Origin of the sequence: Oleiharenicola lentus, from assembly GCF_051660365.1 — a bacterium.
Taxonomy (GTDB): Bacteria; Verrucomicrobiota; Verrucomicrobiia; order Opitutales; family Opitutaceae; genus Lacunisphaera; species Lacunisphaera lenta_A.
On record NZ_JBOZXB010000002.1, the window covers coordinates 234399 to 252274 of the forward strand.

The window sequence follows — 17876 nt, forward strand, 5'->3', positions numbered from 1 at the left end:
TCAGTGATTCTAAAGCAATCTTGATGCCGGTCAGTGACACATAACAATTTTCCACTAGTTGGTAGGCACGCTAAGTTATCCTCGCCGAAACCGACCAGATCTTCCTCGTCCAGATGAAAGCCACGCCGCCCCACCTCAAACACCTGGGCATCGCCGCTGAGTTTTCCGATGTGATCGCCGGCTGGAAAAAATCTACGCACTGTAGTGGTGTTAGGTTCGGATTCAAAGGCTTTGCATCACGATGGAGCGCTCGCCAAGACTCCGAACGACGGTATTTCTCTTATCAATTTGCCATGGTCATCCTGCTCTAACATCGTGAACAGACGCGCAGCGTTCGTTGGGCCACGGGCGTTGCGCAATATTGTTCCCGCCTGCTTTTAAAGCAGGCAATTAATTGCACCCCACGAAGTGAAAATGATTTTGCCCCGAAATTGGTTAATGATTTCCGCAAAGGATAGCGCGTACGCGTTCTCTCTAGTCCAAAAATCCGTACCGCCTTTGTTCGATTCCCAGCACTAACGTCCATGGCAAGAGATCCCATATTGGGGAAATTTGCCACCGGCAGATTTCCCGTCGCCGCACTTATCAGCCTCAAGAAAGAACGTACGTACAAACAGGTGAGGCAGCTGATTAAGGATGCGTCTTTGTATCGACTCGGTGAGCGAATTGACGGACATCGTCGAGCGGAGAGCTGGAGCGAGATTATTCAGCGCACCGCGCTGGAGCGTTCAAAAAACTGGATCCAAGAATTTGGTTGGCTGGCGCATTCCATCACGCGGCACGGCACCTCCATTCAGGAGTTCTTGAAGCTTAGTCGAATCTTTGAACGCTCGGTTCTTCTCGGTGACTACGGTGCCGCAGCGTCAAACCTCGATGCGATTGAGCAGGGGTTTGGAAAGAGCCTGTGGCTGGCGGATAGTCGTCTTTTGGTTTATCAGCTTAAGGAGGGTTTCACTGACCAGAAGGAGTTTTTAGCCACGCTGCAGAATCAATGCAAAACGCCCATTGGCAGTTACATCCTGACAATATTCAGCAAACGCCGGGAAAGTTTGCTGCCTCACGCGTTTTACGATCGGGAAACGGCCCAGACTCTCGCGGATTTGCGGGAGAGCGGCATGAAATCACTTGCTAATGTTGTTGAGTTCTATGCCTCCCCTTGGACCGCGGCTTGGAAGGAAAATATTTTGGATCTGTTTTTCCGGTGTAATGCTAGGACCTTAGTCGATAAATATCAGGTATGCATAAAAATCTTGTGCACCCTGGATCGACTGGCGGTTCAAGAGAGTGATGTTGCGCAGCTAGACGCCATTCTCGCAGATCTGTATCGCACAACGACCGATGAGCGATGGCTCCGAGCCGGATCCCAGCTGATCGGGCTGGAGTATTCCCAAGGTTTAGCTCCTGCGATGATCTCTTATCTGGAGATCAGTGACCTGTTCTACCAAGGGCGATTTGATGAAGCAGCGGAGCAGGCGGAAGCGGAGATTCAGCGCATGCCTGAGCATTTCGAGTTCTATGTGCTGCTGGCCAATTCAAATGCGTGCATGAAAACGCCGCGCCCGATCGCTTTCGGCCAAAACTCGATGGCCCACAAGCTAGTCAACGCGATGAGTGAGATCGCCGCCCAGGAAGTTGACATAAATGTTGCGTTGCTGGAACTCCATCAAGTGGCCCACAGGCTAGGGGACAGTCCTCTCGGTATCAAAATTCGTTCGTACGCACTACTAGAGGGTGAAGGATCGACCGACGAGGATCTGTCCCGGCAAGCGACTATTTCCGGTGAGATTTTCGATTTAAAAGAAGTGAATTTGTTGAGTGATTTACTTCGAAATTCGCTAATTAAAACGATGGAGGCGTTGGTCGAAAAAAATCTCACACTCGGTCTCCAGTTCTGGGTCGAAAAGAATGGCGAGGGCGGGAGGCTTGGTCCTGAGGTTCAAAAAGAATTTTCCTCTTTGGCTTTGGGGCGTGTCAGTCTGAAGAAAAACAATTACAAGGAAGTCCTGAAAGTATTTACCGCTCTTGAAACCGACACTGCAGAGTCTACGAGGAAAAGCGCGTTTGTGGCCAGTTTACGTGCACCAATGGAATTCACGGCTTTGGTATCGGAAGGCAGACCCAATGATGCGGCGCGACTTGCCGTACAAAATTACGCAAAAAATCCGAACTTTCTCAGGCATGTAACGTTCGAAGATCTAATCGACGGGGTTAAATGTGGGCGTTGGCCGGAACTTGCCGCGACCCCTTTTTATCCCATTTTAGTGTACCTTAATAATGCAAAGGAGTACGAGATCTACGCAGCTTTGGATGAGTATCTCACTGCTTCGGGTTTGAAGTCTCCAATCGAACTTGTCGAAAAAATTCCTATGCTAGAAGTGGACGTGGCCCGGGTCTTGATGCGCGACGTAATGTCGGTACCAATTCTCCAACGAGGTGCTTTTTGGGCAAAAACGCCGGACGAGCAACGATCGATTCGAACGAAAATCCTAGTTGCGCTCTATGCCCTGAGCGTTGCCGATCAAGGTATGGTCATCGCGGAGTTAGCCGAGATTAATAAGGGAAAATTGATCGAGCAGGCGTATCGAAACATTGAAGGTCCAAAATTTTATTTAGATTTTGCCCAGCTTTATCGGAGGATCCTTCCGGTCGTGGAGAATAGTTTCGAGCGCTACCTTGCATTCAAGGAGTTCGAAGAGAAAGGTGGCCAACTGGCGGGCGAGGAACACCTGCTTCATGCAGCCAAACTTAGCGAAGCAGATGCCACCAATACGGCCACTGCCAGCACGCAGACAAGTGATAGTCAACTTACCACGATCATATACGTGATCACCGGCCACTATCTGTGGGACGACGCTAAAGGTTTTAATGGAATTCTAAGAACACGTATTCTTCATGGTTCGCTTGAGAATCAACTAAAGCGAATCTTCGATGCCAAAAACTTGCTGGCGACCAAAAACCCTGACGAGAGCTTCGTGTTCAAACAAGAGCTCAGAGGGTTGATTGAGATGATTGATGACGGTGAATTAAGGAAAGGTGTCGAGGATGCATACATCGAGTTTACCCGGGATGTGGATCGATCGTTCCGCGACCTAATGACAAAGCTCAGAGTCCGGGCATTTCAAAAAATTGCGGCCGCAGTTATGGTGGACGCACCCACCCATGAAATGACCTCGGATGATGGTATACTTGATTTCCGTGACCTTTTCAGTGAACCGACTTTAGAGCACCTGAAAAAGATACAACCTAAGACTGCGTTGATGGCGGTGGCGGAACTTCAAAAACTGTTTCGCGAAAAAGCGGAAGAGCAGTTCAGTGGTGTCCGGGCGTATATCGCTTCCAATACGGCAACCATGTTGAATCAAGCAATTGATCGACTGGATAAGGCGCTGGAGAAAATATCCAGCGATGCGATTCGAGGGCAACTAAGGCAAAATCTATTGCAGGCTAAGACGGGTATTATTCCGGATCTCCAGATTATTCAAAATTGGTTTTTTATCGCGGAAAGCCAGGACAGCAGTTTGACATCATTTCGAGGAATTATCGATGCGGCTAACCACGTCGTTAATTTTGCGAGCAACGAAAAGCTTGGGACGATTTCTCTGGACGTCAGTCACGATTTTGAATTGGGGGTGGAGGCTGGAGTTACCCTGTACGAGGTGATTGCCACTTTGCTGCGAAATATCGTTCAACATTCGGGAATCGTTAATAACCAGCAGGTGACAATTTACGCGCACGTTGAATCCGGTGGGAAGAAAACCACGGTAACGATCACCAACAAAGTCTCCACTAGTGAGCATGCCCGCGCGGCAGTCGAACGTGCCCGCGCACGGATCGAAGAAGTCGCTGATTCAAGGATTCTCCACCGCGCTCCCGGTGGGACGGGACTTCGTCGAGTTCGTGCGCTATTACAGCAAATTGGGAGCGATGTAACAATTGCGCCACGAGCAGCCGACGGAGCTGCCTTGTTCACGATCGAGATCAGGTACTAAAATGAAAATTCTAGTCATCGAAGACAGTCAGATTAAGTTTAATCTCATCCGGGGATTCGTTGCGGAGAAATATCCGCACGCAACGGTGATTCGTGGTGACTCTTACAACTCCGGCATTATCGCGCTGCATGAAGCCAGTTACGATATCGTACTACTGGACATGACTCTTTCAGTGTATGACTCGAAGCATGGCGGTATCGCCATCGAGGACATGACATTCGGGGGCGAGGAAATTCTTAAGGAGGCGAGGCGGAAAAAAATCCCGGCAAAATTTATTGTGATCACGCAATACGATGCGTTCCCAAGAAATGAAAAAGAAGTCAGCTTTACTGAATTGAGTGCCGAGCTCAAAAAAGAATTTCCATCCTTAGTGCTTGGGTGTGTTCGCCTGGATGCATCCAGTACTAATTGGAAGCAGGAGATCTCAAATTTTCTTACAACTTCATGAATGTTCTAATTGTCGAGGACTCGGATGCCAAGTATGAGAAGCTGGAGAATTGCGTGCGTGACTATTGTGCACCTGCCAAAATCGACCGGGCGAAAGATGCCGGGGAGGGATTCCGAAAGCTCGTTGGTGGCGAGTATCATCTTATGCTGTTGGATGTGCGCTTGCCAATGGCGCAGGACACCGAGCCCACCGATGAAGCTTCATCTCAGTTACTAAATGAAATGCGGCGAAAAATCGTCCGTCAAAAATGGCCAACCATTATTGGCACCACCCAGTTTACTGAATCTTTTACCAATGGGGACATTGTTTTCGGAGATTTTCTTTCGCGGGTGGTACTGGTGAGTGACACCGACGGCCGGTGGAAGCAGCAAATCCAGATGGCAATTCAGTCGATTACCGCCAAAGTGCAATCGGCGAGCTTAACTCACAACTGCGTGAAAGCTGACGTCGCGATTGTCACCGCGCTCAAGAGCCCGGAGTTCGAAATGGTAACCGAGGCCTTTGGGGCTCCAGCGAGCGTCATTAAAGTGCAGGAGACCTCTGAGCATTGGTTAAACTATACGGTGAAAACTGCCGATGGAAGAGAAATGAGTGTGGTGTGTGCCTGTGCCAATGAAATGGGCATGTGCGCGATGGCGTCGTTAGTGACCAGATTGGTGATTGTTTCACACCCCAAGGTGTTAATCCTCGCGGGAATCATGGGCGGAAACAAAGAACGCGTGAGCTTGGGCGATTTAGTGATCAGTGAAGACACTTGGGATTTTCGTTCGGGAAAAATCACTGAACAAGGCTTCCAAGCCGACGTCAAAACCCGGGCTTGTGATATGCGACTCAAACGCTGCTTCGAAAATATTCTCACTGAAACAGAACTCGATCGGATCTGGCGAGGATGGCCAGGGGATAAACCGTCTACCCGGGCCACACTTAAAGCAGGGGCCACTGCATGCAGTGCTGCCGTGATCGCAAATGATTCCTCGTTTGAGGAGATGGAACGGCAAAAGCGGAAGGTAGTGGGTGTCGAAATGGAGGCGCTTGGCTGTTACGACGCCGCCTATCAGCTCGGCGAACTCCGTCCTGAAGTTCTTAGCATCAAAGCGGTGTGCGATTTAGGGGACGGAGCTAAAAATGATCGTTACCAGAGGTATTGCGCATATTTGGCTGCCCAAGCGGTACTGTCCGTTATTAAAAGCGGCGCTTGAGCTTGATCCACTTGCTGAAATTTAAAGGAGTAGGGTGACGCAAGGCGGTGCCGAGGGCAGCCCTCCGGTTTTATCACCACCTCCCTGTGTCGCCTCGATATTTGACTGCCACGTTCGGCCGACTACTTGATGAAATATGATTACTCCGGAAAATTTCGGCAATCAGGAAGAGAGTGAGACAGAAGACCGCGAGTAGAGACCCCGGCGATTGCAAGAACCACGGGTTAGGTCGAAGCATAAAACGCCGGCGCCTGATATAAAGGTTTCCAGAGTGATTCTATCTCAGCTCTCAGTTTCTCGCACTCAAGTTCGACTTTAGGAAGGCTGGGCTTAAGTGCCGGTTGTAGTGGACACCAAAACGGACACCAAACAGCCCGAAAAAGCAGTTCACGAGTAACCCAAAATTAAGCTTGGTTCACTCTAAGGAGGTTTCATTTTGGAGGTGCAATCACCGCGTAGGCCGCCGATTCCGCCCCGCACCTCCAATTTTCCCGTTTATTCCACGGTGAGTGTCCCGAGTTTCAGGGCGCTGCCGGCGAGGTGAATGATCCTGACTTGATAAGTGCCGGCGTTAAAACTCTCGCAGGTGCGGAGACGCAGTGGCTGCGAAACGGAAGAAGCTTCTCTGGCCGGTGTGAGCGTGATTTTTTCGGTGCAGAGGAGGGTGCCGGATTTATCGAGGAATTCGTAACGCACCTCCGTTTCCATTGCTGGTGCGTCGTGATCGATCACGAAACCGTAACGTGAACCGACGCCGACTTCGATTGTCCAGGTCCACGCTCGGCCGATACTCAGGGTCTGCGACTCTGCGGGCGGGGCCGCATACGTAGTGGCGGGGCGCACGGGCCTGACAAAAACGCCATACATTGCGGCGTGCTCGCCGGAATTGAGGACACTGTTGGCCCCGAGTTTGACCGTGGAGCCTTGGACGTAGCGTTGGCGGTAAAGTTTGAAGTTCAGGTCGCCCGCGGTGACTTCGCCGCTGTTGGCCACCCAGCCATCGAGCCAGCGAGGCGCTCGCGTGATGCGGGCATCGAGTGCGACGTAAATTTCCACGTGATCGCTGACGCTAAATTTCCACGTGAGAGTGGAGTCGGGCACGGAACTCGGCGTGCGCAACCAGTCACTGTCAGTCAAATCCGATGGCAGCTTTGCCAAGGCGGGGCCGCTTGAGTTGTAGAGCCGGTCACCACGGCGCACATGGCCGACGGCTTGCCACGATTCCGGCGCGGCAGCGTCGTTAACCGTGAGATTGCGGATGACTTGAGCGGGCGGCAAAGGCAGTGAGGGCACCACGATGGTCACGGTGCCAGCCTGGCTCCCGTCGACCACCGTTTCGCCCGCTTCGACATGACGGCGAATCAGGGGTAGTTCTCGAGTAGCCGCCCCATCGACAATTTTTAAAATTTCGTTGGTAGCTTCCCAATTCGCGGGGCGTGTTTTCAAACTGTCGCGTGCGATATAAATATCGGCGGCGCGGTTCACCGTGAACGCAAACGGCTCCGCGGCTTTTAGGCGACGGATCCACGTCGCAAAGCGCAAGTGCTCGGGAAGTGCGGCGAGGGAATCGGCCGCACTGGCAAACAAACGGTCGCCGGTGTTGAGCCAGCTTTGGATTGAGTGGTGTGTAGGCGCGTCGTTTAGCGTAAGCAGTTCTTTAACCGCAGATTTTTTCGCGAGCGCTTTCGTGCTGCTGATGGCGATGGCGCTAATGATGGCTTGGTAGGAGGCGACGCGCGGAAAAGAAATTTCTATCCAGCCGTCGCGCGCTTGCGTGTCGATGGTCTTGACGAGGGCGGTGGCGAAGCCGGCTTCGGCGAACAAGTCGACGTAGCGGAGTTGAGTTTCGCCGTTGATGGCGACGTCGAAGAGACGCCAGCCGCGCGCGTCAACTCCGCCGCCGCGACCGAACCACGGTTCCGCGAAATGGAGTTCCACGCGGTAGTTGCCGTCGGGGACGGCAAAACGGTAACGCAATTTTTCGCGACCGTAGCGGAAGGTTTGATAAAGGGCTTCGTCGTGCGTGCCGGCGATGGGCACATTGATTTCACGTCGACTCGCGAGCGCGGGATCGAGGTGCGGGAATTGAGACGACCACGAAATCGCGCCCCATGCATCGCCTTCGGTGTAGGCGCGGTCGGCGGCCCAGTGGTTGCCGTGCGAATCGATGTAGTCGGAGCCACCGCAGTTCACACGGTAAAGATAATGGTGCGCCGCAGCGGGAATCGTGGAGTCCGCCTGCACCGACGCGGTGTCCGCAGCGGGAGGCAGATGATTCAAGCGAATCGCATCGCGCGCGACTTCTCGACCGGCGACGCGGGCGACGGCACGAAGTTCGTTCACGTTTATTTTTACGCCATCCCAACGGAAATGTGTGCCGCGAGCGCTGCGCGCGCGCGTGCCGAGCGAGCGTTCGCCGTTGAAGAGCTCTACTTCGTCGCAGTTTGAGTAAGCGATGATGCCGTCAACGCGACCGGGCGCGGTCCATCGATCTGGCCACGTCGAACCGGCGATCACGACCATGGGCTGCGTCGATGCTGGCGCGTAGTTGGCGCGATACATGTAATACACATCGAGCGGCTCGCCCCAAAGCGTGAGCAGGCCTTTGTTGTTGGCGGGCCCAATGCGATCGAGCGGCGACCAGCCATCGGCGAATTGTTCGCCGCGTGCGCCGAAGTTGCGGCCGGGATTTTCGTGCGTGCTGAAGATCCATTGAAAATGTCCCGCTACTTTATCACGCACGGTTTCGGCGAGGCGCACTTTGGTTTCCAGCAGCGCGGTCATGTAATCTTCGGAGTCGCCGGCCGGGTGTTTGCCGTCGCCTTCCGCGTGCAAGCCGAGGCTACGCCACGCGCCGTATTCGCCCACGAGAATCTGTTTTTTCAACTCCTCGCCATATTTCAGCGGGTCGCCACCGTAAGTGCCGCTCCAGTTTTGCGGCACGTCCCAATCGACGCCTTCGCCGCCGTTGCAGGTGGTCACGAGTCGTTGCGGGCCGCAGGTCGGATCGAGTGAACGAATAATTTCCGCGCACTCGCGCGAGAAATCCGCGGGCAATTCACTCTCGTTTTGCAGGCCCCATAAGACGAGCGAGGGGCTGTTGCGGCGCTCGCGCACCCATTCGCGCAGGAGCGTTTTGAAATTCGCGCGGAACGCATCGTTATCGAACCAGATGTGTGCGCCGAACTGTGTCCACCAGGCGACGCCGTCGCGATCCCAGCGGGCGTTGTAGCGTAAATTATGCGGATGGTGCGCGTCGCGAAAAGCGTTGAAACCGGCGCTCTCGATTTGGCTGACACGAGCCGAAATTTGTTCTGCGCTAAACGCGTGGCTCCCGCCGAGCAGATGCGGATATTCGCAGGTGCCGTTCAGGAAAACAGGCTTGCCGTTGAGCAAGAAGGTTCCGCGCGCGACATCGGCACCGTGCGGCCAGTCGATCCAGCGAAAGCCATATGGCGTGTCGAGGCGGTCAATCACCGTGCCGTCGGTGGCGAGTAATTCGGTGGTGAAAGTGTAGAGATAAGGATCATCGAGCGACCAAAGTTTTGCGGGTGAAACCGTGAGTTGAGTTGCCGGAGTTTTAAGCGAAGCGCCGGCGGCGATTTGAAAGACGTTACTGATTTCCGCGACCGTCGCACCGACGTGATCAAGGGCGCGCTGACGCACGGTGAACGTGCGGGAAGTAGTGCTGCGGTTGGTGATTTCCGTGGTGAGGTGGGCAGTGGCACTGCCTTCGGTCACGGTGTGATCATTCCATGCGTGCACGCCAAACGGATCGATGCGAAGTGCGTCGGTGATGACGAGATGCACCGGACGAAAAATGCCGAACGGCTGGGAGCCCTCGGAGAATCCGTAGACGCGTTCGCTGCCCCCACCGACCCACGGGAGATCGCGAATGCCAGTTGGATGATCAGCACGAACCGCGACGAGGTTGGCGGCGCCACTCTTTACCGCATCGGTGATATCGAGCGTGAAGGTGGTGAGTCCGCCGGCGTGCCGGCCGACCAGAATGCCGTTAACCCACACGGTGGCGTAGGAACCGACGCCTTCGAAGTAGAGGAAAACGCGGCGCTGGGCGGCGCTGGGCGGCACATCGAAATGACGGCGATACCACGCGTAGCCGTGCAGATTGCCGTTTTTAACGAGGCGTGTGCCGTAATAATTATCCCAGTTGTGCGGGACTTCGACAGTTTGCCAGGAGGCATCATCGTAGATTTCCGCGATAAAGCCGTCGTGCTTGGTGCGGTCACTCGCGTCGAACGTGGTGCGCCAATCGGCGTGCAGCGAGATTTCAGTGCGCGGATTCGTTGCTACTGCCACGCCGGTCGAAATAACCAGCGCGAGAAAACTGAGAATCAGCAGCGCACGTGACATCACTTGAGTGGAGTGATGGTCACATCATCGATCAAGAACACCGCCGTTGGTGACTTTTTATCCGCACCGGGCAAGTCGCGGCCGCCGTAGCCGCGTTCGCGGAATTCGCCGGTGCGAAACGAGAGTCGTTCGACGGTGGTCATTGGATCCGTGAAAAACATCGGACGGGCGAGCGGAGTGTTCCCATCGACCAGAAGCGTGCACCGGTCGTCGCTGGGGTTCACGGGAATTTCGAGCGAAAAGGTCTGCCATTGTTTCTCGGCATAGACGCCACCGTCGAACCATTGGCCTTCGTGGCACGCCCAGAGGTGCCCGTCTTCGGCGAGCGCGAGACGAACCGGCCGCGCGCCACGCGCATCGAGCAAATCGATTTCAAGCCGGGCATTTTTCTGCGCGGCGAAAATCTTGAACGACACTTTGACGCCATGCGTCGTCGGAAAAATGCGCACGGCGCGCGCGTAGTCGTAAGGATCTTCATCGCGCAACTCGAGCGCGCGGCCTTGGGCGGTCTTGGTGTCGATCACGCGCACCGGTGCCCAGAGCGGGCTGTAGCTGTTCCAGAGTGTCGGCAATTTTTCCGGCGCGTCGGATTCAAAGGTATCGTTCACCGGCTCGTGCACGCGCGCGGCAATCGGCACGGGCACGCGCGACACCCAAATGTCTTCCTTGTTCACGCTGTAGGTGATCCACGTGGCGGCGGCGGAATCAGGCGGAGTGCCGTTGCCTTCTTCGATGCCGCGCACGTATTGCGGGCCCATGTTTTTCAATTTCCCGCCGAAACGCTGGTCGGGCAATTCACCGTGAATGGCGAGCAAGTCGGAAAAATTCGCGCTGTCCGCACTCGTCATCACGGCGAGCGGGTGACGCAGGCGGTTCGTCGGATTCAGGAAAAGCGCGAAGCGTTTGTCGGCGGTCGCTTGCAGCCAGTATTTCGAGGCGTTGTTTGGCATGTTGCCGGCGAACACCTTTTCCGTCCACGTGACGCCTTCGTCTTTCGTGGTGGCCACGAGAGAGTTTTTCCAAATGCCGAGCACGCTGTTATCGGGTCGGCGAATGTAAGAGAGAGCTTTGCCGCGCACGGCGTAGAGACCGGTTTCGTCGAGTTGATCTTCTTCCCACCACTGCACGGTCATCAGCTTGTTCGCGAGCAACGCTTCGCACGCCGCGACAAAAGCTTGGTCGGGAGACTCGCGATATGAAGGGTAAGGCAGTTTGAAATCCGCGGGAGTCTGCCCGGCATTCAAACGGATAAAATAAATCGGGCCGAACGAACCGTCCGCGTGGATCTCGCGCACGACACGGCCGACGCCGGTGCCGTCGTTGGGCGAGGGCGCTTTGCCGTGAAATGCGAGCGCGAGCAGGCGGCCATCCGGCGCGGTGTAGAAACCCATGCGTTGGTGCGTCACGGTGAATTCGCCGTTCGCGAGCTTGAACGCGGGGAAAACTAACTTGGGCGCATCCCACGTGAGCCCGTCGACAGAAGTCGTGAGCGAGGTGTCGGTGGGATTATCGTGCTCGTTTTTCGTCGCGCTGAGGAACTCGAGATAAAATTTCCCGCGCCAGTAGGCCAGCATCGGGGCGTGTTGGTAGGTGTGTGAAAGTTGGTCGACGTGCGTGGGCGCGGTGCGGTTTGCGCGATAGACTTGGATGTTTTGCACGCCGACAGCCGGACGCAGGCCGCCGTCGGCAGCGGTCGTAATGTTCAGTTCACCGGTGTAGCTAACGGGTGCGGTGACGGCACTCGCGACGAGAGCCGAGGTGAGTAAAAGCGCGACGGAAGCGAAAGGTTTCATGCGCGAATGCATTTTAGTTACGCGCCATGATAGCGGCGAGTTTGATGGCCTCGATGAGACTGCGGGGATCGCCGCGACCGGTGCCGGCGTTGGCGAAATCCGTGCCGTGTTCGACGGACGTGCGAATGATGGGGAGGCCGAGCGTCACATTCACGCCGCGCCAGATGCCGAGCATTTTCGCGGCGACATGACCTTGATCGTGATACATCGCGACGGCGGCATCGAACTCGCCTTGCAACGTGCGGAAGAAAATCGTGTCGCCGGCAAACGGCCCGTGCACATCGAGACCGAGCGTGCGCGCTTGTTCGATGGCGGGCGCGATAAATTCTTTTTCCTCCGTGCCGAACAAACCGCCTTCACCGGCGTGGGGATTTAATCCGGCCACCGCGAGGCGCGGTTTCTCGATGCCGAGGCGACGCACGGCGGCATTGGTGAGTTGGAGGACTTTAATGATGCGCTCGGGGCGCACGCGGTCGATGGCTTGGCGTAGCGAGACGTGGGTCGAGACGTGGCTGACGCGTAGTTTATCCGCCGCGAGCATCATCGTCGCGCCGGGCGATTTGCAGAGGTGCGCGAGCAGTCCGGTGTGGCCATCAAAATGATGGCCGGCTTCGTTCAGCGCGGCTTTGTTGATCGCTGAAGTCACCATTGCGCCAATCTCGCCCGCGAGCGCCAGTTCGGTGGAAGCCTTGATGGCTTCGTAGGCTGCCTGGCCCGCTTGCGGGGCAACGCGACCGAGTGTGAGCGTCGCGAGGTCGACGTTTTTTAAATCGAGCACGTCGATCGTGTTGGCTGCAAACTGCGCAGCGCGCACGTGGGTGACGGCATGGATCTTGAGCGAAGTTTTAGTGTAGTCCTGCGCGCGAGCCAGCGTCGCGGCGTCGCCCACGATAAGCAGTCGGGCGAGCGCGGATACTTCCGGCTGCGCGAGCGCTTTCAGAATTAGCTCGGGGCCCGTGCCGGTCGGGTCTCCGAGCGTGATCGCGACGATCGGTTGCTCAGGCATGATTCGAAAAAATGTCGGAGTGAAAATGTTCGCTGATCGAATTCGGCCAACTGTAGCTGCCGGGTTTGAGGGTGATGGTGACTTGCGACGACGCGGAGGGTTGCAGGGTGACGACGCCCGGGCCCCACACGCGCACCACGCGCAGTTCCGACCAGTCGAGCGCCTTGAGCACGGCCGCAGCGGTCGCGCCGCCGGCGATAATCAGGTGCGTAAACGCGGAGGCTTCGTGCAAATCCTGCGCGAGGCGCACGAATGCGCGGCTGATCATTTCAGGTGTGCCGATTGCTTTGGCAAGGTGCCCGCCGGTGTGCAGCGAGAGAAAGCCTGTCGCTTTTAATTCGGCGCCGACTTCATCGAATAACGCGACACGGGAGCGGATGAATTCGGGCGAGAGCGCCAGCACTGTGCCGGGCAAAGGCGTGAGCGGATCGTTGATGGTGGCGGTGCCGCTCAACAACACGGCGTTGCCGGCTTCAAGCGTGGTCGAAGTCGGATGACGCTCCGGGGTGCGCTGACGCACGAGCCAGTTTCGGAAAAAATCGGCGCCGCCGACCGGCAGGGTATTTTTATCCACCCGAGAAGCCCACAGTGCGACATCGGCGGGCGAGGCGGCCTCGCCGATGATAATGCCCGTCTTGGGCAAACGCTCGGAAGGCGAGTGGGAGGCCAATGCGGAATTTTTTCCAGGACTGAGTAGTTTTTGCACATCCGACGTGAGCCGCGGATGGTGCGGGTCGCGGGCGAAGTTCGTTTTGTGCAGCGGGACGTTCGAGATCAGGTATTGGCCGTTGTTAATGATGCGGCCGAGCGAAGGATTGCAGGGAACGAGCAACGTGCGCGCGAGTTGAAGTTCGGCCGCGCAGGCCTCGATTTCAGCGAGGACGTTGCCGCGCAGCACGGAATCGGTTTTTTTGAAAAATCCGTCGTGCGGCCAGCGATTTAGTTTCTTCGTGATCTCGCGCACGCGTTTCGCGGCTTGCGCAGGCGTGGCGAGGCGCGTGTCGGTGTCGAAAACGATGACGTCCGCTTTGACCGGGCTTTTGGGCAGCGAGGTGTGCACGACGGCTTGCAAGCCCGCCGCGTGGGCAATGGCCGCGATTTCGGCGGCACCAGTGAGATCGTCGGCGAGGACAATGAGAGGGAGACGGTTCATCGCAAAAAATTAGCCGAGGCGGTTGATTTCCTCGCGCACGGCAAGTTGCTCGCTTTCGGGCAACGCGCGCAACGGTGAAACCATGTGCGGACCGCAAAGATTTCTCGTGGCAAGGCCGGCTTTCAGCGCGGCGAGGGACGGCCCGAGCGTGCGGTTGCGTTGGAACACGCCGCCGATCGCGTCGAGTTGACGCTGCAATTCCTCGGCGCGCGTCCAGTTGCTGCTTGTCGCGGCGGCGTAAAGTTCGCTCCAACGCTCCGGATAAAGATTGCCGGAGCTCGGCACGAGGCCGACGAACCCGAGTTTCAGCGCGGCGACAGAATTGGCGGCGATGCCCATGAAAAGGGAAAAATCGGCGCGTCTGCCGAGGCGGGCGAACACTTCCTCGCGGCGGCCGGCTGTGCCTTCGGAGTCTTTCAGTCCCGTGATGTTGGGAACGCGGCTGAGCTGTTCGATGATTTCCACCGGAATCGACATGCCGGTCGTCACGGGCATGTTGTAGACGAGCAGTGGGCCGGGCAACCCGGCGGCGAGTTGGGTGAAATAGCCGAGCATTTCCACCGGCTCCAATTTGAAATAATTGGGCAGCAGGCCCACGACGGCGTCGACGCCGAGTTGCAAGTAATCGCGACCGGCGGCGATGGAGTTAGCGAGGCTGTTGAAGACGACACCGGCAAAAACCGGCGTGCGGCCGGCAGCAATTTTTACCGCGATCTCGACGTAGCGTCGGCGCGTGGCGGTGGGCAACGAAGCAACTTCCCCCGTGGTGCCGAGCACAAGCATGCCGCAACCATTGCGGGCGAGGTGGTCGACGAGTCGCGCGGCGGCGGCTTCGTCGAGATCTCCGTGGGCAGTGACTGGCGTGACGAGCGGAACGATCACGCCGCGGTGGCGGGCATAAGTGGACATGGAAAATTAGAACGAGGCTTCGTAGATTTGGAGCGCGTCGACGCGGGTGATTTCGCGCGGATTATTTTTAAGGAGCCGCGTGACAGCCAGGCCGCCTTCGACGAGTTTGCCGAGCGCTTCGCGCGGGATGCCGTGCGCGGACAGCCCGCCCGTGAGCCCGCATGCGGCGATCAATTTTTCGAGCAAGTGTGGTAACTCCGCTGCAAGCGCCTGATCGCCGTCGCTGTGCGCGCCGAGGGCGCGGGCGAGAGCGGCGTGGCGGGCCGGCATCACGGAGCAGTTAAAACGCACCACGTGCGGGAGCATGAGCGCGATCGAGACGCCGTGCGCGAGGTGAAATTCGCCGCCGAGCGGATAGGCGAGGGCGTGCACGCCTGCGGTGTTGACCGGGCCAAGACACAGGCCGCCGTAGAGGCTGCCGAGCGCGACGGCCGAGCGGGCTTCAAGATCGTGACCGTTAGCGACCGCTTGCGCGAGATGCGCGCCGATCAGGCGCACGCCTTCGAGTGCATAAGGATCGACGAGCGGATGCGCGACTTGGTTGGCGTAAGCTTCGAGGCAATGCGTGAGCGCATCGATGCCCACGGTCGCGGTGAGCGCGGGTGGCAAACTCACCATCAGCGCCGGATCGACGATCGCGGCGTCGGGCACGAGCGCCGGACTGATGATCGCCTTTTTGGAAGAAGTGGGTTCGTCGAAAAGCAACGCGTTGGGCGAGACTTCGCTGCCGGTGCCAGCCGTGGTGGGCACGCAGATGAGTGCGGTGCGGCGGCCCGCGAGCACGCCGATGCCGTAAAATTTATCCACGCTTTCCGGGCGGTCGTGCAATGCGGCGACGAGCTTGGCGACATCAAGCACGCTGCCGCCACCGATTGCGAGGACGAGGTCGGGAGAAAAAGATTTCGCGCGCGCGCGCAGGGTTTCGCAGAGACTGGCGGTGGGCTCGGGCGGAATCGTGGCGACGATTTCGACGGCTGCTGAGGTCGCGCGGAATGGCGCAGTGAGTTTTTCCGCGTGACTGCGCACCGAGGGTGACGCGCAAACGAAGACGCGTTTGTATCGGCCGGTGCGGGCGAGTTCGTTCAGAGCCGCTTCGGCGCTGTGCGGGCCAAACGTGATGCGTGGCGGCTGCTGCAAGGTGACGGTGCGTGGAACGACGAAACTCATGCGGCGACGGCCTTTTTCGTGGAAAGGGAATGGAAGGTGAGATTTTCGACGTTCTCCGGTTTCCAACCGCCGAAGATTAAGCTCGCGACGTAACCGGTGATAAACAGCACCGCGTGCCCGAATACGCCGATGAGGATCGGGTTCATTTCGAAATTAAAACCGAGATCGATCATGCGTCCGCGTGGTTCGGTGGCGACCGCCCACGCGGTGAATACCAAGCAGCACACGATGCCGATCGTGCAACCGAGGCGCGTGGCTTTGCGTGTAAGGAAGCCGAGACAAAACAGGCCCAACGTGCCGCCCGATAAAATTGCCGCGATCACGATGGCGCGTTCCATGACCGGCGCCGCGCCTTTTTCCGGAATGAGCAAGGTCGCCGCGATCGCCGCGAGCGCGCCGCCGGCGACGACCATCAAGCGTCCAAAAAGTAAACGCGCGCGCTCGGAACTCTTCGGGAGAAAATTCGAGAAATAATCCGTGGTCACCACGGTCGCGACACTCGTGAGATCGGAACTGATCGTAGACATCGCGGCCGCGAGAATTGCCGCCGACACCAACCCCAACACGCCGACCGGCAGATAATGCATCATGAAATACGGCATGATACTGTCGCCCAGTTCCGGCACCGGCACTTTCGCGAGCGTGAAAAATCCGTAGAAGCAGGCGCCAATAGACATGAACGTGAAAAATACCGGCACGCAGATGAGCGCGCCGGTCACGGCCGCACGACTCGCCTCCGCATCGGTGCGCGCGAGCAAGTAGCGTTGCACGAGATGCTGGTCGGACACGTAGCGCCGCGCCCATTGCACGGCGGCGGTTAACGTGAAGAGCCACGCGGTCGTGGTGTGTTCGTTAAATAAACTGCTCCAGGAAAAATCCCACGAACCCAGCGTGAGCCGGCCGCCGCGCCAGGCTTCGCCAACTACAGCAAAAGGTGCGCCGGCTTCCGGAGCGAAAAGCAGCCGCGCCAGCACAAACGTTCCGCCGAGAATCAGCACGGTGCCTTGGACGACATCCGTCCACACGACGGCTTTGATGCCACCCAGCATGGTGTAAGCGACGGTGAAGGCCGCGACGCCGACGATCACCGAGCGCAGTTCCCAGCCCGTCAGCACGTTCACGGCAATCGCCGTCGTGAAAAGCGTCACGCCGATATCGAACACGCGATCCGCGAGAAATCCGAACGAGGTGTAGAGGCGGCTGCCCAGACCGAAGCGTTGTCCGATGTATTCATACGCGCTCATGCGCACCACGCGGCGATAGAACGGCACGATAAATTTCGCCACGAGCAACAGCACCACCGGCAGGATCATGTGCGGCACGACGAAGATCAGGCCTTTTTGAAACGACGTTCCCGGATGGCCGACAAATGTGCCGGTGCCGATGATCGTGCCCATCAGCGTGAATGAAACCACCCAGCCCGGAATACTGCGATTGGCGGTAAAGTAATCTTCGGTGTTTTTTTGCCGGCGACCGACGAGGAGCCCGAGCACAGCGATGCCGACGGCGTAGAGCGCGATGACCGTATAATCGAGAAAATGCATGCGGGGTAAAGAAGGGCGGCGCACACAGTTCGAACGCGGTGACGCAGCGCAGGGTGACGCAGTGTAACATGGGAAAATTACAAAATAGATTTCGCCGATATTTTTTCAGCACGCGAATTCGGGTCTTTGCCGGAAAGCTTCAGATTCAACCCGATGCAAACGAGCGCGTTGCAAAAATATTTTCCCGAAATGCGAATATTTCCCTGACTTAGGATACCGGCAAATAATATCCGAAACTCGGAAGAATGTATCTTTACGTTAGGATATTTTGGCCGGGTAAGTTACCCCACGTCC

11 protein-coding genes are annotated in these 17876 nt (G+C 57.1%); 4 read left to right on the forward strand and 7 right to left on the reverse strand.

From position 1 onward, the window contains the following. Positions 1 to 113 precede the first annotated feature (113 nt). The 4 genes from ACRRQW_RS15820 (at position 114) to ACRRQW_RS15835 (ending at position 5636) form a co-directional block, all read left to right on the forward strand. Positions 114 to 311 carry a hypothetical protein gene (locus ACRRQW_RS15820; RefSeq protein ID WP_438482565.1) on the forward strand — a complete coding sequence of 66 codons (198 nt, stop codon included), beginning with the start codon at positions 114 to 116 and terminating at the stop codon, positions 309 to 311. 213 nt (positions 312 to 524) lie between these two features. Further along, a complete protein-coding gene (locus ACRRQW_RS15825; RefSeq protein ID WP_438482566.1) occupies positions 525 to 3989 on the forward strand; it encodes a hypothetical protein in 3465 nt (1154 codons plus the stop codon). A 1-nt stretch (position 3990) separates the two neighbouring features. After that, positions 3991 to 4437: a hypothetical protein gene (locus tag ACRRQW_RS15830; protein ID WP_438482567.1), complete on the forward strand. Its 447-nt coding sequence runs from the start codon at positions 3991 to 3993 to the stop codon at positions 4435 to 4437. Then, on the forward strand, positions 4434 to 5636 hold the full coding sequence (locus tag ACRRQW_RS15835) for a phosphorylase family protein (RefSeq protein ID WP_438482568.1): 1203 nt from the start codon (positions 4434 to 4436) through the stop codon (positions 5634 to 5636). Before ACRRQW_RS15830 ends, ACRRQW_RS15835 begins: the two co-directional genes overlap by 4 nt. 495 nt (positions 5637 to 6131) lie before the next feature. Here the strand turns inward: ACRRQW_RS15835 and ACRRQW_RS15840 are convergent, their stop codons facing one another. Genes ACRRQW_RS15840 through ACRRQW_RS15870 form a run of 7 tightly spaced genes read right to left on the reverse strand, consistent with a single transcriptional unit; the run spans position 6132 to position 17582 of the window. Continuing rightward, complete coding sequence (locus tag ACRRQW_RS15840) at positions 6132 to 10010, reverse strand: malectin domain-containing carbohydrate-binding protein (RefSeq protein ID WP_438482569.1); 3879 nt, start codon at positions 10008 to 10010, stop codon at positions 6132 to 6134. Beyond that, positions 10010 to 11803: a hypothetical protein gene (locus ACRRQW_RS15845; RefSeq protein ID WP_438482570.1), complete on the reverse strand. Its 1794-nt coding sequence runs from the start codon at positions 11801 to 11803 to the stop codon at positions 10010 to 10012. Before ACRRQW_RS15845 ends, ACRRQW_RS15840 begins: the two co-directional genes overlap by 1 nt. 13 nt (positions 11804 to 11816) lie before the next feature. Then, positions 11817 to 12809, reverse strand: a complete 993-nt coding sequence (gene pdxA / locus ACRRQW_RS15850; RefSeq protein ID WP_438482571.1) for a 4-hydroxythreonine-4-phosphate dehydrogenase PdxA — start codon at positions 12807 to 12809, stop codon at positions 11817 to 11819. Continuing rightward, positions 12802 to 13962 (reverse strand): four-carbon acid sugar kinase family protein, encoded by a 1161-nt coding sequence (locus ACRRQW_RS15855; protein ID WP_438482572.1) that lies wholly within the window; start codon positions 13960 to 13962, stop codon positions 12802 to 12804. Before ACRRQW_RS15855 ends, pdxA begins: the two co-directional genes overlap by 8 nt. Before the next feature lie 9 nt (positions 13963 to 13971). Further along, the gene (locus ACRRQW_RS15860; RefSeq protein WP_438482573.1) at positions 13972 to 14871 is read right to left on the reverse strand and encodes a dihydrodipicolinate synthase family protein; all 900 of its coding nucleotides are present in this window, start codon (positions 14869 to 14871) and stop codon (positions 13972 to 13974) included. Positions 14872 to 14877: 6 nt separating this feature from the next. Next, positions 14878 to 16038, reverse strand: coding sequence for an iron-containing alcohol dehydrogenase (locus tag ACRRQW_RS15865; protein ID WP_438482574.1), 1161 nt, complete (start codon positions 16036 to 16038; stop codon positions 14878 to 14880). Then, a complete protein-coding gene (locus ACRRQW_RS15870; RefSeq protein ID WP_438482575.1) occupies positions 16035 to 17582 on the reverse strand; it encodes a sodium:solute symporter family transporter in 1548 nt (515 codons plus the stop codon). The genes ACRRQW_RS15865 and ACRRQW_RS15870 overlap by 4 nt, the downstream gene beginning before the upstream one ends. Positions 17583 to 17876 lie beyond the last annotated feature (294 nt).